Origin of the sequence: Burkholderia sp. BDU5, assembly GCF_001522845.1 — a bacterium.
In the GTDB taxonomy this organism is placed as follows: Bacteria; Pseudomonadota; Gammaproteobacteria; order Burkholderiales; family Burkholderiaceae; genus Burkholderia; species Burkholderia mayonis.
This window is the reverse complement of the sequence record NZ_LOWC01000130.1, coordinates 84,841-101,315: the sequence shown is the minus strand read 5'-3', so window position 1 is coordinate 101,315 and position 16,475 is coordinate 84,841. Positions and strand designations below refer to the sequence as shown.

Here is a 16,475-nt window from a genome sequence, read left to right as displayed (position 1 = left end):
TTCTCAGTGAGCCGTAACGCCATTCAGTGGAGCGGGGTATTCCCCGCCGTCAGCACCCAGTTCAAGCCGGACTTCTCCCTCGACATCGACGCGACGCACCGCGTCGTGAAGAACCTGGTGAACGACGGCGTGTCGGGCCTCGTCGTCTGCGGCACGGTCGGCGAGAACACGTCGCTCAGCACGGCCGAGAAGCTCGCGGTGATCGAGGCGGCGCGCGACGCCGCGGGCGGCAAGATCCCGGTGATCGCCGGCATCGCCGAATTCACGACCGAGTTCGCGCGCAACACGGTGCGCGAGGCGGCGCGCGTCGGCGTCGACGGCGTGATGGTGATGCCCGCGCTCGTCTACTCGGCGAAGCCGCACGAGACGGCCGCGCACTTCCGTGCGGTCGCGACGGGCACCGATCTGCCGGTAATGGTCTACAACAACCCGCCGATCTACAAGAACGACGTGACGCCCGATGTGCTGATCGCGCTTCAGGACTGCGAAAACATCGTCTGCTTCAAGGATTCGTCGGGCGACACGCGCCGCTTCATCGACCTGCGCAACGCGGTCGGCGACCGCTTCGTGCTGTTTGCGGGCCTCGACGACGTCGTCGTCGAGAGCATCGCGGTCGGCGCGGAAGGCTGGGTGTCGGGGATGTCGAACGCATTCCCGAAGGAAGGCGAGACGCTGTTCCGTCTCGCGAAGCAAAAGCGCTTCGACGAAGCGCTTGCGCTGTATCGCTGGTTCATGCCGCTGCTGCATCTCGACGCGCGTCCGGACCTCGTCCAGTGCATCAAGCTGTGCGAAGCGCTCGTCGGCCGCGGCAGCGCGGTCACGCGTCCGCCGCGCCTCGCGCTCTCAGGCGACACGCTCGACGAAGTGAAGGCGATCGTCGCGAAGGCGCTCGCCGCGCGTCCGGCGCTGCCGGACGTCGGTCTCTGACCGACGCGCCCGGCGGCCGGCCGAGGCGCATCGCCCCGGCGACGCGGGCACGCCGCCGCGGACACGCCATCGCGCACCCGCCGGTTTGCGCCCGCCGGTTTGCGCCCGCCGGTTCTCGCCGGATGGTTCTCGCCGGATGGTTCTCGCCGGATGGTTCTCGCCGGATGGTTCTCGCCGGATGGTTCTCGCCGGATGGTTTGCTCCGGATGGTTTGCTCCGGATGGTTTGCGCCGGACGGTTCGCGCCGCACGGTTCGCGCCGGACGGTTCGCGCCGGACGGTTCGCGCCGGACGGTTCGCGCCGCACGGTTCGCGCCGCCCGCCGCCCGCGAACGGGCGCGCGCCGCTTTCCGTCACGCGCGACGGCCGCGCCGCGCCCCCGCCGCAACGCACCGCGCGAAGTACCGCCCGCCGACCGTATCGCTCCGGCCGCCCGTCGGCCCCACTTGTTCGCCCCGACGAGGCCGACCGCCTCAGCCGCGGCGCGCGCAAGCCGCCGCGCCTCCGGCCGCAGCCCGAAACGAAATCACCAATCAAATGGAGACAAGCCCATGCCCGCCCAAGGCAACGTTCATCGATCCGCGCCGCTCGCGCGGTCCGCGCCTCCCGAAGCCGGACACGGCAAGTTCAAGAAACAGCTTTCGCTGACCGATCTGACGTTCATCGGCCTCGGCGCGATTTTCGGTTCAGGGTGGCTGTTCGCCGCGAGCCACGTGTCGACGATCGCGGGCCCGGCCGGCATCCTCTCCTGGCTGCTCGGCGGCTTCGCGGTGCTGCTGCTCGGCATCGTCTATTGCGAGCTCGGCGCCGCGCTGCCGCGCGCGGGCGGCGTCGTCCGCTATCCGGTGTTCTCGCACGGCCCGCTGCTCGGCTACCTGATGGGCGCGATCACGCTGATCGCATTCTCGAGCCTGATCGCGATCGAAGTCGTCGCCGCGCGCCAATACGCGGCCGCGTGGTTTCCGGGCCTGACAGTCGTTGGCTCGAGCAATCCGACGACGCTCGGCTGGCTCGTGCAGGCCGCCCTCCTCTGTTTCTTCTTCTACCTGAACTATTCGAGCGTGAAGACGTTCGCGAAGGCGAACAACATCATCAGCATCTTCAAGTTCGTCGTGCCGCTGTCGGTGATCGGCGTGCTGTTCGCGTTCTTCAAGCCCGCGAACCTGACGATGCACGGCTTCGCGCCGTTCGGCATGCCCGGCATCGAAATGGCCGTGTCGGCGGGCGGCATCATCTTCGCGTATCTGGGCTTGACGCCGATCGTGTCGGTCGCGAGCGAGGTGCGCAATCCGCAGCGGACGATCCCGATCGCGCTGATCCTGTCGATCCTGCTGTCGACGCTGATCTACGTGCTGCTGCAGCTCGCGTTCATCGGCAGCATCCCGACTGCGATGCTCGCGGGCGGCTGGCACGACGTCAGCAAGGCTTTCTCGCTGCCGTATCGCGACATCGCGCTCGCGCTCGGGGTCGGCTGGCTCGCGTATATGGTCGTCGCCGACGCGATGATCTCGCCCTCCGGCTGCGGCAACATCTACATGAACGCGACACCGCGCGTCGTCTACGGCTGGGCGAAGACGGGCACGTTCTTCAAGGTGTTCACGCGTGTCGACGAGGCGTCCGGCATTCCGCGCGCGGGCCTGTGGCTCACGTTCGGCCTCACGGTGTTCTGGACGATGCCGTTTCCGTCGTGGGAGGCGCTCATCAACATCGTGTCGGCCGCGCTCGTGCTGAGCTACGCGGTCGCGCCGATTTCGGTCGCCGCGCTGCGGCGCACCGCGCCCGACCTGCCGCGGCCGTTCCGCGCAAGCGCGTTCGCGATCACCGGCCCCGCGTCGTTCGTGATCGCCGCGCTGATCGTCTACTGGTCGGGCTGGAGCACGGTGTCCTGGCTGCTCGGCCTGCAGATCGCGATGTTCGTCATCTATCTCGCGTGCCGCCGCTGGGTGCCGACCGCGCATCTGAGCCTCGCCGAGCAAGTGCGCTCGTCGCTGTGGCTGATCGCGTTCTACGCGCTGATGATCGCCGCGTCGTATTTCGGCGGCTTCGGCGGCACGGGACAGCTCGCGCATCCGTACGACACCGTCGTCGTCGCGGTCATCGCGCTCGTCATCTACTACTGGGGCGCGCATACCGGCGTGCCGGCCGCGAAGCTGCGGCTCGCCGACGACGAGGACTGACGCGCCACACATCCTTCTTTCTTTTTCATCGGCCGGGCCGGCAAGCCCGGCCTGCACGCTTCGAGGAAAAACCATGCGACTCACAGGCCAGCTTTTGATCGGTCAATCGGCGGCGTTCGGGCAGAACGGCGCATTCCGCGCGATCGAGGCCGCGACCGGCGCGCCGCTCGAACCCGCATTCGGCGGCGCGAGCCTGCACGACCTGGAAACGGCCTGCGCGCTCGCCGACGACGCATTCGACGCGTATCGCGAAACGCGTCTCGACGCGCGCGCCGCGTTTCTCGACGCGATCGGCCGGCACATCATCGCGCTCGGCGACGCACTGATCGAACGCTGCGTCGCCGAATCGGGACTGCCGCGCGCGCGGATCGAAGGCGAGCGCGCGCGCACCGTCGGGCAGCTCGCGCTGTTCGCGTCGATCGTGCGCGACGGCGGGTTCCTCGACGCGCGGATCGATCCCGCGCGCCCGGACCGCAAGCCGCTGCCGCGCGTCGATCTGCGGCTGCGCAACGTCGCGATCGGGCCTGTCGCCGTGTTCGGCGCGTCGAACTTTCCGCTCGCGTTCTCGGTCGCGGGCGGCGACACGGCGTCCGCGCTCGCGGCCGGCTGCCCCGTGATCGTCAAGGCGCATTCCGCGCATCCGGGCACCTCCGAGCTCGTCGGCCGCGCGATCCAGGCGGCCGTGCGCGAATGCGGGCTGCCGGCCGGCGTGTTCTCGCTGCTGTTCGACGCGTCGCGCGAGATCGGCCAGGCGCTCGTCGCCGATCCGCGCATCAAGGCGGTCGGCTTCACCGGCTCGCGGCGCGGCGGCGTCACGTTGATGCACATCGCGGCTGCGCGCCACGAGCCGATTCCGGTCTATGCGGAAATGAGCTCGATCAATCCGGTGCTGCTGCTGCCCGACGCGCTCGCCGCGCGGCACGGCGCGATCGCACAGCAGTTCGCCGCGTCGCTCACGCTCGGCGCGGGGCAGTTCTGCACGAATCCGGGGCTGATCCTCGCGCTCGACGGCCCGGCGTTGCGAGCGTTCGAGGCCGCGGCCGCGGCCGCCGTCGACGCGGCCGCGCCGGCAACGATGCTCACGCCGCACATCCATGCGAGCTATGGCGAAGGCGTCGCGCGGCTCGCGTCGCACGACGCGGTCGAGCGGCTCGGCGAAGGCCCCGCGGGCGATCGCCATCAGGCGCGCGCCGCGCTGTTCGCGACGACGGCGCACGCGTTCATGACGCACGCCGAGCTGCGCGACGAAGTGTTCGGCCCGGCGTCGCTGATCGTCCGCTGCCCGGACGCCGACACGCTGCACCGCGTGCTGAAGTCGCTCGAAGGCCAGTTGACGATCGCCGCGCATCTCGGCGACGGCGACGCGCCGCTCTTCCGCACGCTGCTGCCGACGCTCGAGCGCAAGGCCGGCCGCATTCTCGTCAACGGCTTCGGCACGGGCGTCGAAGTCGGCCACGCGATGGTGCACGGCGGCCCGTTCCCGGCGACGTCGGACACGCGCACGACGTCGGTCGGCGCGCGCGCGATCGAGCGCTTCCTGCGGCCGGTGTCGTATCAGGACCTGCCCGCCGCGCTGCTGCCCGACGCGATCCGGGACGGCAACCCGCTGCGTGTTCCTCAACGCATCGACGGCGCGATCGCGCCGCGGGAGCCGCGCGATGCCTGATCCGCAAGATCTCGCGCAAGACGTCGTCCTGTCGCTCGACGACGTGCAGGCGCTCGCGCTGCGCGTGCTGACGCACCACGGGCTGTCCGACGAGCACGCGCAGGCGATCGCGAACGTCGTCACGCAAGGCCAGCGCGACGAATGCCATTCGCACGGCGTCTACCGGCTGCTCGTCTGCGTGCGCTCGCTGCGCGTCGGCAAGGTCGATCCGCGGGCGGTGCCGACGCTGCGCCGGCGCTCGTCGTCGATCGTGTCGGTCGACGCGCATCGCGGCTTCTCGCTGCTCGCGTTCGAGACCGGCCTGCCGGTGCTCGTCGAGATGGCGCGGCGGCACGGCATTGCGGCGATGACGATCAACCGCTGCTATCACTTCTCCGCGCTGTGGCCGGAAGTCGAGGCGATCGCCGCGCACGGCCTCGCCGGCCTCGCGATGAACCCGAGCCATAGCTGGGTCGCGCCGGAAGGCGGCGCGAAGCCGGTGTTCGGCACGAACCCGCTCGCGTTCGCGTGGCCCCGGCCGGGCGGTCTGCCGTTCGTGTTCGATTTCGCGACGAGCGCGATCGCGCGCGGCGACATCGAATTGCACGCGAAAGCGGACAAGCCGATTCCGCCGCACTGGGCGATCGACGCGAACGGCGAGCCGACCACCGATCCGAAGGCCGCGCTGCAAGGCGCGATGCGCACGTTCGGCGGCCACAAGGGCTCGGCGCTCGCGGCGATGGTCGAGTTGCTCGGCGGCGCGCTGATCGGCGACATGACGAGTCTCGAATCGATGGCGTTCGACGACGGCGTCGGCGCGACGCCGTGCCATGGCGAGCTCGTCGTCGCATTCGATCCGAAGGTGTTCCTCGGCGACGATTTCGACGCGGGCCTCGCGCGCGGCGAGCGGATGCTCGATGCGATCGTCGCGCAGGGCGCGCGGCTGCCGTCGCAACGGCGCTTCGACGCACGCGCGCGCAGCGTCGCGAACGGCGTGCGAATTCCGGTCCGGCTCCACGACGAGATCCTCGCGCTGCTCGATTGACCGATCGTCCGCGTCACCGGACGCCGCTCGCCTGCCGCCCCGCGCAAGCGAGCGACGCGCCCCCACGCATCGTTCGCCGCCGGCCCGCAATTGCCGATTTCCACGATATCGCCCCCGCCTTTCGGCGTTCCGCCGTCCTGTAGAATCGCCGGCATTGCGTCACGTTCGTCTCCGCGCGGCCCGTATCCGGCCGCCGCGCGGTGCGTGTCCCGTGCTCCATCCCGCGCGTTGCACCGTCTGTCCGACGACGAGGCCCGCCGCCCGGCCCCGATCCGCGCGGTACACAACCATTCGAACCCAGATCGCCCTGACCATGCCCGCATCCGAATTGAGCGCCGTTTCGAGCGCCGCGCCACGCGCCCTCACGGGCCGCGACTACAAGACCCTGAGCCTCGCCGCGTTGGGCGGCGCGCTGGAGTTCTACGACTTCATCATCTTCGTGTTCTTCGCGCCCGCGATCGGCCAGTTGTTTTTCCCGCACGACATTCCCGACTGGCTGCGCCAGTTGCAGACGTTCGGCATCTTCGCAGCCGGCTATCTCGCGCGGCCGCTCGGCGGCATCGTGATGGCGCACTTCGGCGACCTCGTCGGCCGCAAGCGGATGTTCACGCTGAGTGTGCTGCTGATGTCGGTGCCGACGCTCCTGATGGGCCTGCTGCCGACCTACGACAGCGTCGGCCTGCTCGCGCCGGTCGCGCTCCTGCTGTTTCGCGTGCTGCAAGGCGCGGCGGTCGGCGGCGAAGTGCCGGGCGCGTGGGTGTTCGTGTCCGAGCACGTGCCGTCGCAGCGCATCGGCTACGCGTGCGGCACGCTGACTTCGGGCCTGACGGCGGGCATTCTGCTCGGCTCGCTCGTCGCGACGGCCGTCAACAGCCGCTTCTCGGCCGCCGAAGTCGGCGCGTTCGCGTGGCGCATTCCGTTCCTGCTCGGCGGCGTGTTCGGCCTCTTCTCCGTCTATCTGCGCCGCTGGCTGCACGAGACGCCCGTGTTCGCCGAGATGAAGGCGCGCAAGACGCTCGCGGCCGAGATCCCGCTGAAGGCGGTGATCCGGGACCACGGCCGCGCGGTGATCGTGTCGATGCTGCTCACGTGGATGCTGTCGGCGGCGATCGTCGTCGTGATCCTGATGACGCCGACGCTGCTGCAAAAGCAATTCCACATCGCGCCCGCGACCGCGCTGTTCGCGAACAGCATCGCGACGCTGTGCCTGACGGCCGGCTGCATCACCGCCGGCTCGCTCGCGGACCGCTTCGGCGCGAAGGCGGTGCTGTCGATCGGCGGCATCGTGCTCGCCGCGTGCTACTACGCGATGTTCACGCAGCTCGCGGCCGACGCGACGCGCCTCGTGCCGCTCTACGCGCTCGCGGGCTTCGTCGTCGGCACGATCGGCGCGGTGCCGTTCGTGCTGGTCAAGAGCTTTCCGGCCGTCGTGCGCTTCTCGGGCATCTCGTTCTCGTACAACGTCGCATATGCGGTGTTCGGCGGGCTCACGCCGGTGATCGTGTCGCTGATGATGAAGTCGAATCCGCTCGCGCCCGCGCTGTACGTCGCGGCGATTTGCGTGCTCGGCGCGGTCGCGGCGATGTTCGCGAAGGACGCTGAATAATCGATGTTCGTGCGGGCGGCGATGGCTGCCGCCCGCTCGGCTTTCCGCGCGTGCAGACGCGCGTTCCCCCCTAACTTCGAACTCGAAGCCTGCCCGACGTGCGTTCGCCGGGCGGCCGTCACGACCTTTCCGGCGCGCGAGCACGTTGCCAGGCGGTTCGGTTTCCCTTGACCGAACGCCCGGCTCCGCCATACACATCAACAAGTCGCACTCGCCCTGCCCCGGCGATGCGTGCATCCGAACGACAATGCCGAACGCACCCCGCCGGGTTCGCCGCGACAGGGCTCAGGACGCGATGATGCTGACCAGATCCACCCGCTGAAACGGCCCGGATACCGAACTATCCCCTGACACCTCGACCTGGATGGTGTACGCGCCCGCGACCTTGGCGTCAAATTCCGCCGCAAGGCGTTCGTGTCCGTCATGGAGGTGAACGACGAAACGCCGATGTCCAAGGATGTCTTCGTCCGGCAACAGCTTGGCGCGCAACACCGCGAGCCTCGCCAGCGGTTCGGGCATTCCGTGGGCGAGATCGGACACGCTCAGCTCCACCGAACCCAGTCTGTCATCGTACTTCGCCAAAGCATCCTGCAAGCTGATGATCGGCGCGATGACGGCCGCATGCGCGCGAACGTTGGTCAACACGCCGCCGTCCTCCGTCAACCGAACGTCGATCGGCAGACGCTGACCAGCCGCGATCGTTCGTGGAACCTGGACGTGCAGCTTCGGCCCCGGCAGCGCGTTTCTCGTCGACGACGGATATTGCAGCGCGCCGCCCGTGCAGTTGATCGTCTGGCCGCGCCCGGCGAATTCCAGTTGAATCTGCCACAGACCGGGCGCCGGGTTGTCGACGTTGTAAATGACGAACCCGTTGCCGACGACGGTCGGATTCAGCGGGCTCGTGCTCCCGGACGGATCGACGAGCGTGACGGACAATTGATTGCCGGACGGGCTGCCGCGCGTGTAGGCAATGCCGCCATCGGACCACACTGCCGATATCTGCGCGCCGCCGGGTGTGTGCGAAACCGTGGCGGGAATCAATTGATAGTCGTTCGAAGGAATATCGTTGAGTTGATTCGCCAGCAGCGCGGCTGTCGCCGATTTCGCCCGGATCGTGTTGTAGACCTTCATCATGTCGGCCGCGCGGGGCACGTAGAAAAACTCGCCGCCCGTGCGTCGCGCGATTTCGGACAGCAACGCCTTGTCTGACTCCGGTCCCATCGCACAGGCCATGACCGGATAGTTCGGCAGCCCGTCCAATGGAGACGGGCCATTGTTCTGGTAGCCGTCGGTCAGCAGCACGCAGGCCTTCGGCAGGGCCGCCGAGTCCAAGAACGTGCGCGCCCACGCGAGCCCCCTCCCGATGGCCGTCCAATCGCCGTTGAACGTCAGCCGGTCGACGGCGGCCGCCGCATTTGCGGTAACCGTCAGCGACGAATCGACCGTCGCGAGTTTCCCGCGATCGGAATACACGTCGTAGGCATTCTCGCCGAACGCGACGACCCCGACCTTGTCGCCCTCCTTTAACAAGCGCAGGAACGCTTTGGTGTCGATGACGGTTTGCGCGACGTAACCGTTGTGCGTCATGCTGTATGACGTGTCGACAATCGGAACGCTGGATACATACGCCATGGTCCGTGCTCCTTGCTCACGACTGGTCGGATTGAGAACGATCGACGCGCACCGCCAATCGCCCGCCGGACGCGACGATGTCGAAGAAGGCGCGTCCCGCTTCGTCGACGGTCGTCTTCGCGATCGGCGCGCCGTCGGACAGCAGTTCGAGAGGCAGGCCCTCGGCGAGCTCGCCGGAGGCCAGGTTGACAACGATGGAAATTGACATGTCGGCTCTCCCCTCAAGGTGTCTTGTCGACGAACACGGTCACGCCCTTGGCGACGGACCCGATCAAAGTAGGCGCGCCGCCTCGGAATTGCCGGAAGATATTGCGCCCTGCCGCTTTGCCGGACGGATCGTCAGGCACGGTCAAGGTCGGGAAATAGTTGCCGTCGAGTTCGGCGTATGGCGACCACGGCCCCGTGTAGGACTGGTTCAAGCCGTTCGTGTAGCTGAACGCATAACGGACAGCCGCTCCGTCGACCCAGTTGGGCGGAACGGGCGTGTGACTCTGCCAGCCGTTCGGTTGGATCGTCGGCGCGACAGTCGGCGCCTCCAGATATCCATTCGGCTTGTTCGGCTCGTAGTTGCGCAGCAGCGTATACGTCGACCATCCCCACCAGTCGGCGGTCCAGTGCCGGTCGTTGAGATCGTTGACGTTCTTGCGACGCAAGACGGTCGATCCGCTCGCGACAAAAAGCGGGGAATAGTTGGTCGTGCTCGTGTTGTCCTGCACCGCCCGGAGATCCGGCAGCCAGGTGTTGGCTGCATAGGCGTCGGGCGTCGGGGCAGTGCCCGTCAGGTAGCTTTCGAACACTTCGTCCACCGAACTCTGCACGATCAGATTCACGTGGTTGCGGTTTGCGACATCGACGGTATCGAAGTATCGCTTGTCGCCGTAGGCGTGCCAGCTTTCGCCGTAGGCGTGCCAGCTTTCGTCGTAGGCATTGACCACGTTGAGGCCGAACTTGCAGTCCTCGTCGTGCATGAAGCGCGACAGCAACGAGCCCAGGTCGCTGGGAGTGACCGTCTGATAGAGCTGCTTGCGCGGCGTGCGCAGGTGGCCGCCCGAGAACAGATCCGACAGGAAGTGGTCGGCGAACGCGTTCATCGCGTAGGCCAGTTCCAGATCGCGACGCGAGCCGCTACCGTGCGCGCGTATGGCCTGGTTCAGAGCCACCGCGTGACCGGCCTTGTAAGCGAGCACCGCCCAGGCCCCGAAATGATCCCAGTTCGTCGCGGCCAGCTTGAGATAGCGGCCCATCGGAATCCACGGCGACACGGCGCTGCCTCCGCCCGTGATCCTGTTCCATTGCTCCGACAGCTTGTCACCCAGTTTGTCGTAGGCTTCGTGCGGCTGAACCCCGTCCAGGATGGCTTGATTGGCGGCGTCGATCTCCTGCTGCATGACGGCAAGAATCCTCGTCGCCTCGTCCTTCGACGCGGGGAGCCGCGCCAGCGTGTCGAACGCACTCGTAAAGCGTTTCACGCGATCCTCCGCCGTCGAGCCGTCGGAAATGGGCCTTTCCGGATCACCGTAAAAATCGCCACCGAGCGCGACAATTTGGCCATAGGTGAGCGCAAGCCCGTTCGGCAGGTTCAGCACCACCTGCCAGGCCGGGAGGCCCGGCTCGCTCGCGGAGAAATAGAGCGTCGCGCTGTCACCGATTGCCGTGTGCTCGCCCCCTTCGAACCGCTCCCGCCGCCCGCTGCCGGTCGCGGGCTTCAACTTCGTCACGGGCGGAGAGGTCATCTTGTGATACTTGAGCGTATGGTCGCCCAACGCGACCAGGATCAGCGTCGCGCCGTCGCCCGGAATCGGAATGCCCTCCTGCGTAAACAAGCGATCGAGCTTGTCTACTATCGTCCCTTTGGGAATTGACGACGCATTCTTCGACAACTCATCAGCTGACATTTTCTGCTCCTTATCGGCTTATTCGCCTCGCCGTTTGCGCCACAGTCGATCAACGCTCGCACGTCCCCGTTCGTGCTCCAAACTAGTGTGCGACCTCGCATACCCTCCCGCTTCCGACGGCACATTGTCTTTCCGCGTGTTGTGCATCCGTGCCGCCCGACATCCGCTGCCGCGGCTCGTTCTCCGCTGGTCCGACACACGATGCCATCGCGGCGCCGCGACGGCATCCCGGTAAGCTCGTCATCGATCCTCGGACTTGCGCCGTATACGAGTATGGGGAGCACGCATCCCGTTCGCTACTACCATTCCTTATAGGCAGCAAGGTGCTTTCCTCGGCACCGGCACCATTCGAGACGGTGCGCATGGATGGCCAGCCCTGGCCACAGCCGGGACATACGGTCTCGGATCGCATGCGGCCATCGAATTCGCACGCCGCGCATCCGACATTTCAGAAGAGTCCGCAACGTCGCCGCGCCGCGCGGCACTACGATGCGCGCATGGACACGCACACGCCCCACCCCGCTCTCTCCCGCGCCGCGCTCGTGCGCATCGTCTCGACCGCGAGCGCCGGCTTCGTCATCACGCAGCTCGACGTCACGATCGTCAACGTCGCGCTCGCGCGCATCGGCCTCGATCTGCGCACGGGCGTCGCGGGCCTGCAATGGATCGTCGACGCGTACACGCTCGCGGTCGCCGGTCTGATGCTGTCGGCCGGCGCGCTCGGCGACCGCTTCGGCGCACGCCGGCTGTTCGCAGCCGGGCTCGCGCTGTTCGCGGTCGCGTCGTTCGTCTGCGGCATCGCCGCGAACGCGACGACGCTGATCGCCGCACGCGCACTGCAAGGACTCGCGGCCGCCGCGATGCTGCCGAACTCGCTCGCGCTCCTCAATCACGCATGCGCGCACGATCCGCGCCTACGGGCGCGCGCGGTCGGCTGGTGGACCGCGTCGGGCGCGATCTCGATCGCCGCCGGCCCGGTGATCGGCGGCGTGCTGATCGCGCAATTCGGCTGGCGCAGCATCTTCTTCGTCAATCTGCCGCTGTGCGCCGCGGGGCTCGTTGCAACGTTGCTGTGGATCGACAAGGATGAAACGAGCGCGGCGGCTTTCGCTTCCGGCAAGCGCGCCGCCGCCGCATCGCGCTTCGCCAATCCGACCGCGAACCCGGATGCGTCCCGTCCGAACGCCGCCGTCCGCGCCGCCGCCGGCATCCGTCCGCGCGGCATCGACCTCCCCGGCCAATCCCTCGCCGTCGTCGCGCTGACACTCTTCACCGGTGCGGTGATCGACTGGCATCCGACGCTCGTCGCCGTCGCGCTCACGGCCGCCGCCGCGTTCGTGTTCGTCGAATCGCGCAGCGCACATCCGATGATGCCGCTCGCGCTGTTCAGGCAGCGCTCGTTCAGCGTCGCCGTGCTGTTCGGCGTCTGCATGAATCTGTCGTACTACGGCGTCATCTTCGTGCTGAGCCTGTATTTGCAGCGCGTGCGGCACGACACACCGCTCGAGGCGGGGCTCGCGTTCCTGCCGCTGACGGGCGGCTTCCTGCTGTCGAACGTCGCGAGCGGCTGGGCCACCGCGCGTTACGGCGCGCGCCGGCCGATGATCGTCGGCGCGCTGATCGGCGCGACCGGGTTCGCGCTGCTGAGCGCGACGCGCGCCGATACGCCGATCGCCGCGCTCGCCGTGCCGTTCCTGCTGATTCCGGGCGGCATGGGGCTCGCCGTGCCCGCGATGACGACGACCGTGCTCGCATCGGTCGAGCGTGCGCGCGCCGCGACTGCGTCGGCCGTGCTCAACACCGCGCGGCAGGCGGGCGGCGCGATCGGCGTTGCCGGATTCGGTGCGCTCGCGAGCGGCGCGCTGCCGGCGCAGATCGTTTCGGGCTTGCACGCGTCGGCGCTCGTGTCGGCGGCGCTCTTCGTCGCCGCGGCGGCGATCGCAACCGCCGCGCGCGGCGCGCCGCATCCCGCCTCGTCCGCCGCGCGCACGGAGCACGCGAATCCCGCAAGCGCGGACGCGCGCTGACGCGGCCGCACCATCCAAGGCCGGCCGGGTCGGTTCCGCCGCGCTGATATGACTCCCGATGTCAATCTGGATCGGTTTTCAAGATCTACTCCGTGGTTAGAGCAAATTTCCTGAGGGCGGCGCAGCAGTAAATCTCGACGGTGGATCAAGCTGATATTCGCGGGTTGGTTACCGCATTACAGAGGTCCGTCTCATGAGCCTGCCGCTTCCTTACTACGCAAGTCGACTGATGTCGTTGCCAAACGCGGTCGCGGGCTACTCGAATACCGGGCTGCGCCGCCTTCAGGAAACTTCCGGTGGTGGTTGGATTTTCGTCGGCTACGTCCTCCATTCATGCGGCTTGTTCGCTTTGCGGTGCAGCCAGAGTCATCCCCAGTCGACCAACGTCCCAGATGAAGGCGGCCAGCTCGCGTGCGACCGCGATGATGGCAACGTGTGCGGTCTTCCCTCTGGCGACGAGCTTACGATATCGCCGGCAAAGCCTCAGCTGCGCGTCCCAGGCGCGATCGATGATCGGTTTGGGTAGACCTTCATGCCGGCGCTGAATATCGATGCTCACGCGTGCCGGATGACGATAGCTCCAGGCGGATTCAACCAGCAGCTTACGTGCGTAGCTGTTGCCGGTCTTGGTAATGCGACCTTGGCGTCGTTTCCCGCCCGAGGAATGCTCCGAAGGCGTCACGCCAATCCAAGCCATCAGTTGGCGCGGATGTTCGAAACGCGTGAGGTCACCCAGTTCGGACACCAGGCCGATTGCCGACGTGAAGTTGATTCCGCGCATCGCTTGCAAAGCCAGTACGACTGGATAGAACCGCCAACTAATGACGGCTTCACGCAAAGCCAGTTCCAGCCGCTCGCATTGCGCGAGCCGGTCCTCAATCGAGCGCCGATGTTCGTCGAACGCCAATTGCTGCCAGGCGCTGTCGAACGAGAACGTACTTAACCAGCGCCTGTGTGTCGGCCCCCAGTTGGGACGGCCGAGATAGTGGATGCCGTGGGCCAGCAGGAAAGATTTGAGCCTGCAGCGTGCTGCCTTCAGGTCTTCCCTGGCAGCCGACCAGGCGCGGGCCAGGTCGCGGAACGCTTCATCTTCAACCGTCGGCACATGCACGGCTGACAGATCGCCGGCACGCAGCGAGCGCACCAGCTTGATCGCGTCGCGGCGGTCTGTCTGCGAAATTGCCATGTCGCGGCGGTCTGTCTTGACACGATCACCCGGCTTGCGTGGAATGAGCGATGGTGCGCAGACCATGCAGTCAAAACCTTTATCGACCAGCCGTCGGTACAGGCCGTACCCGCACGGACCCGCTTCATAGACAAAGCAGATGTGCCGCGCCTTCTGCTGCAGCCGCTTGCACAACCGGTCGAGATCAATCTGCATCGTGCCGACCTTGCCGAATAATTCCACGTCGCTCATCCCGACCGCATAGACGACTGTGATCGAATCCTTGTGGACATCCAGGCCCACATACAGCGTGCTATCGTGTTCCATGCTGGCCTCCGCGGCGGAATACACCGTTGAGTGGCGGTTCCGCCCCCACTCAATGCGGCTCTGGCAGCCATGCTAACCCGCGCAGACCTCCCCACGGCGGCCAGCCCTACCGAGCGGGAGTCATACTGACTTGCTCGATGTCACCGCGTCGCCGCCGGATCGCGGCCGCGTCGCTCGAGGCCGAAGCACGGCGTCTCACGACACCCTCGATCCCGCCGCGCGTTCCCCCCGGCGCGACGCTCGCCGCGCGACATCGGCACGACAATTACATTACAAAGAACATTGCATTCGCCCTTCTATCAAGAGACCGCAGCACGTCGTTCGTAACCCTCACCATTACAAACGGTAATCTATACAAGAATCATTCTCATTTATATTGACTTCCGATTCCCGCGTGCCTACGATGCGCCCGCATCGCGCCATTTATGCGCTTTCACGAACGATCGCAACAAGCCTCTCGCAATGACGATCGCACGACAAAGGGAAGGGACATCAATGCAATTCTCGCCGCGCCTCGGGCAACCCGTTCGCCACCTTCAACACCGCGCCGTCCGACACGCGGCATTCGCCTGCGCGTGGCTCTTCAGCTCGGCCGCCTTCGCCGATGCGTCGCCTGACGCGTTGCCCGAAGCCCCCGAAGCCGACCTCTCGATCCACGCGCAGCCCGCGACGCAATGGACAGGCGTGTGGACGCGCCAAAACCTGCTCGGCGACATCGGCGGCCTGCGTCCGTGGCTCGGCAAATACGGCGTCACGCTCGGCCTCGCCGAAACGAGCGAATATCTCGCGAACCTGCGCGGCGGCTTGAAGCGCGGCGGCACGTACGACGGCCTCACGACCGCGACGCTCACCGTCGACACGCAAAAGGCGTTCGGCCTGCCGGGCGGCACGTTCAACGCGAGCGCGCTGCAGATCCACGGCCGCAACCTGAGCCAGTACAACCTCGGCACGCTGAACACCGCGAGCGGCATCGAGGCGCAGGACACGACGCGCCTCTGGGAGCTGTGGTATCAGCAGTCGTTCCTCGGTCAGCGCGTCGACGTGAAGATCGGCCAGCAGAGCGTCGATCAGGAATTCATGGTCAGCCAGTACGCCGCAACGTTCGTCAACACGATGTTCGGCTGGCCCGCACTGCCGTCGTACGACCTGCCGAACGGCGGGCCGGCGTACCCGCTCGCCGCGCTCGGCGTGCGCGTGCGCGGCAAGATCACGCCGTCGCTGACGGCGCTCGCGGGCGTATTCGACGGCGATCCGCTCGGCAACCATCCGAACAACCTGAGCGGCACCAACTTCAACCTGCACAACGGCACGCTCTTCATAGGCGAGCTGCAATACGCGCTCAACCAGCCGGCCGAAGGCCAGATGGACACGGGGCCGTCGAATGCGCTGCCCGGCACGTACAAGCTCGGCGTCTGGTATCACAACGGCCGCTTCGCTGATCAGCAGATCGACAACACCGGTCTGTCGCTGGCGAACCCGGCGTCGAGCGGCGTCGCGAGCGCGCATCACGGCGACTACAGCGTCTACGCGGTCGCCGACCAGATGGTGTGGCGGCCGGACCCGACGGGCGCGAAGAGCCTCGGCGTGTTCGCGCGCGTGATGGCCGCGCCGGGCGACCGCAACCTCGTGAGCGTCGCCGCGAATGCAGGCGTCGTGCTGAAAGCGCCGTTCGAAGGCCGTGACAACGACAGCGTCGGTCTCGCCGTCACGTACATCAAGGTCGGCTCGCACGCGAGCGCGCTCGACGAGGACTTCGCCAGCGTCACGGGCGGCCCGTACGGCGTGCGCACGAGCGAAACGGCGCTCGAGGCGACCTACCAGTACCAGGTCACGCCATGGTGGCAATTGCAGGCGGACGCGCAGTACACGTTCAACGCGGGCGCGGGCCAGAACCCGAGCGATCCGACGCAGCCGCTGCGCAACACGTTCGTCGTCGGCCTGCGCACGAACATCACGTTCTGAGCGCCGCATCCAGCGGCACGGTTTTCGTCAGTTCATGCGACGGCGCGCAACGCCGTCGCCCCTGCAAG

Annotated in this window: 11 protein-coding genes; 7 read left to right on the top strand and 4 right to left on the bottom strand. The window is 67.2% G+C overall.

The features are described 5' to 3' along the window. The first annotated feature begins 6 nt into the window (after nucleotides 1-6). The 5 genes from WS69_RS20675 to WS69_RS20655 all read left to right on the top strand — a co-directional run bounded on the left by WS69_RS20675 (nucleotide 7) and on the right by WS69_RS20655 (nucleotide 7,399). Nucleotides 7-927: a dihydrodipicolinate synthase family protein gene (locus WS69_RS20675; protein WP_059472545.1), complete on the top strand. Its 921-nt coding sequence runs from the start codon at nucleotides 7-9 to the stop codon at nucleotides 925-927. A 550-nt stretch (nucleotides 928-1,477) separates the two neighbouring features. Then, the gene (locus tag WS69_RS20670; protein ID WP_059472544.1) at nucleotides 1,478-3,103 is read left to right on the top strand and encodes an APC family permease; all 1,626 of its coding nucleotides are present in this window, start codon (nucleotides 1,478-1,480) and stop codon (nucleotides 3,101-3,103) included. A gap of 73 nt (nucleotides 3,104-3,176) precedes the next feature. Beyond that, the gene (locus WS69_RS20665; protein WP_059472543.1) at nucleotides 3,177-4,769 is read left to right on the top strand and encodes an aldehyde dehydrogenase (NADP(+)); all 1,593 of its coding nucleotides are present in this window, start codon (nucleotides 3,177-3,179) and stop codon (nucleotides 4,767-4,769) included. Continuing rightward, nucleotides 4,762-5,793: an Ldh family oxidoreductase gene (locus WS69_RS20660; protein ID WP_059472542.1), complete on the top strand. Its 1,032-nt coding sequence runs from the start codon at nucleotides 4,762-4,764 to the stop codon at nucleotides 5,791-5,793. The genes WS69_RS20665 and WS69_RS20660 overlap by 8 nt, the downstream gene beginning before the upstream one ends. A gap of 313 nt (nucleotides 5,794-6,106) precedes the next feature. Then, the gene (locus WS69_RS20655) at nucleotides 6,107-7,399 is read left to right on the top strand and encodes an MFS transporter (RefSeq protein WP_059472541.1); all 1,293 of its coding nucleotides are present in this window, start codon (nucleotides 6,107-6,109) and stop codon (nucleotides 7,397-7,399) included. A gap of 285 nt (nucleotides 7,400-7,684) precedes the next feature. Here WS69_RS20655 and WS69_RS20650 read toward each other — a convergent pair whose 3' ends face one another. From WS69_RS20650 to WS69_RS20640, 3 genes are read right to left on the bottom strand one after another with little or no spacing between them, the layout of a single operon-like run. After that, nucleotides 7,685-9,031 carry a vWA domain-containing protein gene (locus WS69_RS20650; protein WP_082716345.1) on the bottom strand — a complete coding sequence of 449 codons (1,347 nt, stop codon included), beginning with the start codon at nucleotides 9,029-9,031 and terminating at the stop codon, nucleotides 7,685-7,687. A gap of 16 nt (nucleotides 9,032-9,047) precedes the next feature. Continuing rightward, nucleotides 9,048-9,239, bottom strand: coding sequence for a hypothetical protein (locus tag WS69_RS20645; RefSeq protein ID WP_059472539.1), 192 nt, complete (start codon nucleotides 9,237-9,239; stop codon nucleotides 9,048-9,050). 13 nt (nucleotides 9,240-9,252) lie between these two features. Continuing rightward, nucleotides 9,253-10,926: a hypothetical protein gene (locus WS69_RS20640; protein WP_059472538.1), complete on the bottom strand. Its 1,674-nt coding sequence runs from the start codon at nucleotides 10,924-10,926 to the stop codon at nucleotides 9,253-9,255. A gap of 497 nt (nucleotides 10,927-11,423) precedes the next feature. On the opposite strand from WS69_RS20640, the gene WS69_RS20635 reads away from it, so the two are divergent. Beyond that, entirely contained in the window at nucleotides 11,424-12,953 is a 1,530-nt protein-coding gene (locus tag WS69_RS20635; RefSeq protein WP_059472572.1) for an MFS transporter, read from the top strand. 331 nt (nucleotides 12,954-13,284) lie between these two features. Here WS69_RS20635 and WS69_RS20630 read toward each other — a convergent pair whose 3' ends face one another. Next, nucleotides 13,285-14,445 carry an IS110 family transposase gene (locus tag WS69_RS20630; protein ID WP_059472571.1) on the bottom strand — a complete coding sequence of 387 codons (1,161 nt, stop codon included), beginning with the start codon at nucleotides 14,443-14,445 and terminating at the stop codon, nucleotides 13,285-13,287. 495 nt (nucleotides 14,446-14,940) lie between these two features. On the opposite strand from WS69_RS20630, the gene WS69_RS20625 reads away from it, so the two are divergent. Continuing rightward, entirely contained in the window at nucleotides 14,941-16,407 is a 1,467-nt protein-coding gene (locus WS69_RS20625; RefSeq protein ID WP_059472537.1) for a carbohydrate porin, read from the top strand. Nucleotides 16,408-16,475: the final 68 nt, after the last annotated feature.

Coding starts and splice junctions, on each gene's coding strand:
- WS69_RS20670 (WP_059472544.1), top strand. CDS start 1,478: ATGCCCGCCCAAGGCAACGTTCATCGATCCGCGCCGCTCGCGCGGTCC.
- WS69_RS20645 (WP_059472539.1), bottom strand. CDS start 9,239: ATGTCAATTTCCATCGTTGTCAACCTGGCCTCCGGCGAGCTCGCCGAG.
- WS69_RS20660 (WP_059472542.1), top strand. CDS start 4,762: ATGCCTGATCCGCAAGATCTCGCGCAAGACGTCGTCCTGTCGCTCGAC.
- WS69_RS20640 (WP_059472538.1), bottom strand. CDS start 10,926: ATGTCAGCTGATGAGTTGTCGAAGAATGCGTCGTCAATTCCCAAAGGG.
- WS69_RS20655 (WP_059472541.1), top strand. CDS start 6,107: ATGCCCGCATCCGAATTGAGCGCCGTTTCGAGCGCCGCGCCACGCGCC.
- WS69_RS20625 (WP_059472537.1), top strand. CDS start 14,941: ATGCAATTCTCGCCGCGCCTCGGGCAACCCGTTCGCCACCTTCAACAC.
- WS69_RS20635 (WP_059472572.1), top strand. CDS start 11,424: ATGGACACGCACACGCCCCACCCCGCTCTCTCCCGCGCCGCGCTCGTG.
- WS69_RS20630 (WP_059472571.1), bottom strand. CDS start 14,445: ATGGAACACGATAGCACGCTGTATGTGGGCCTGGATGTCCACAAGGAT.
- WS69_RS20665 (WP_059472543.1), top strand. CDS start 3,177: ATGCGACTCACAGGCCAGCTTTTGATCGGTCAATCGGCGGCGTTCGGG.
- WS69_RS20650 (WP_082716345.1), bottom strand. CDS start 9,031: ATGGCGTATGTATCCAGCGTTCCGATTGTCGACACGTCATACAGCATG.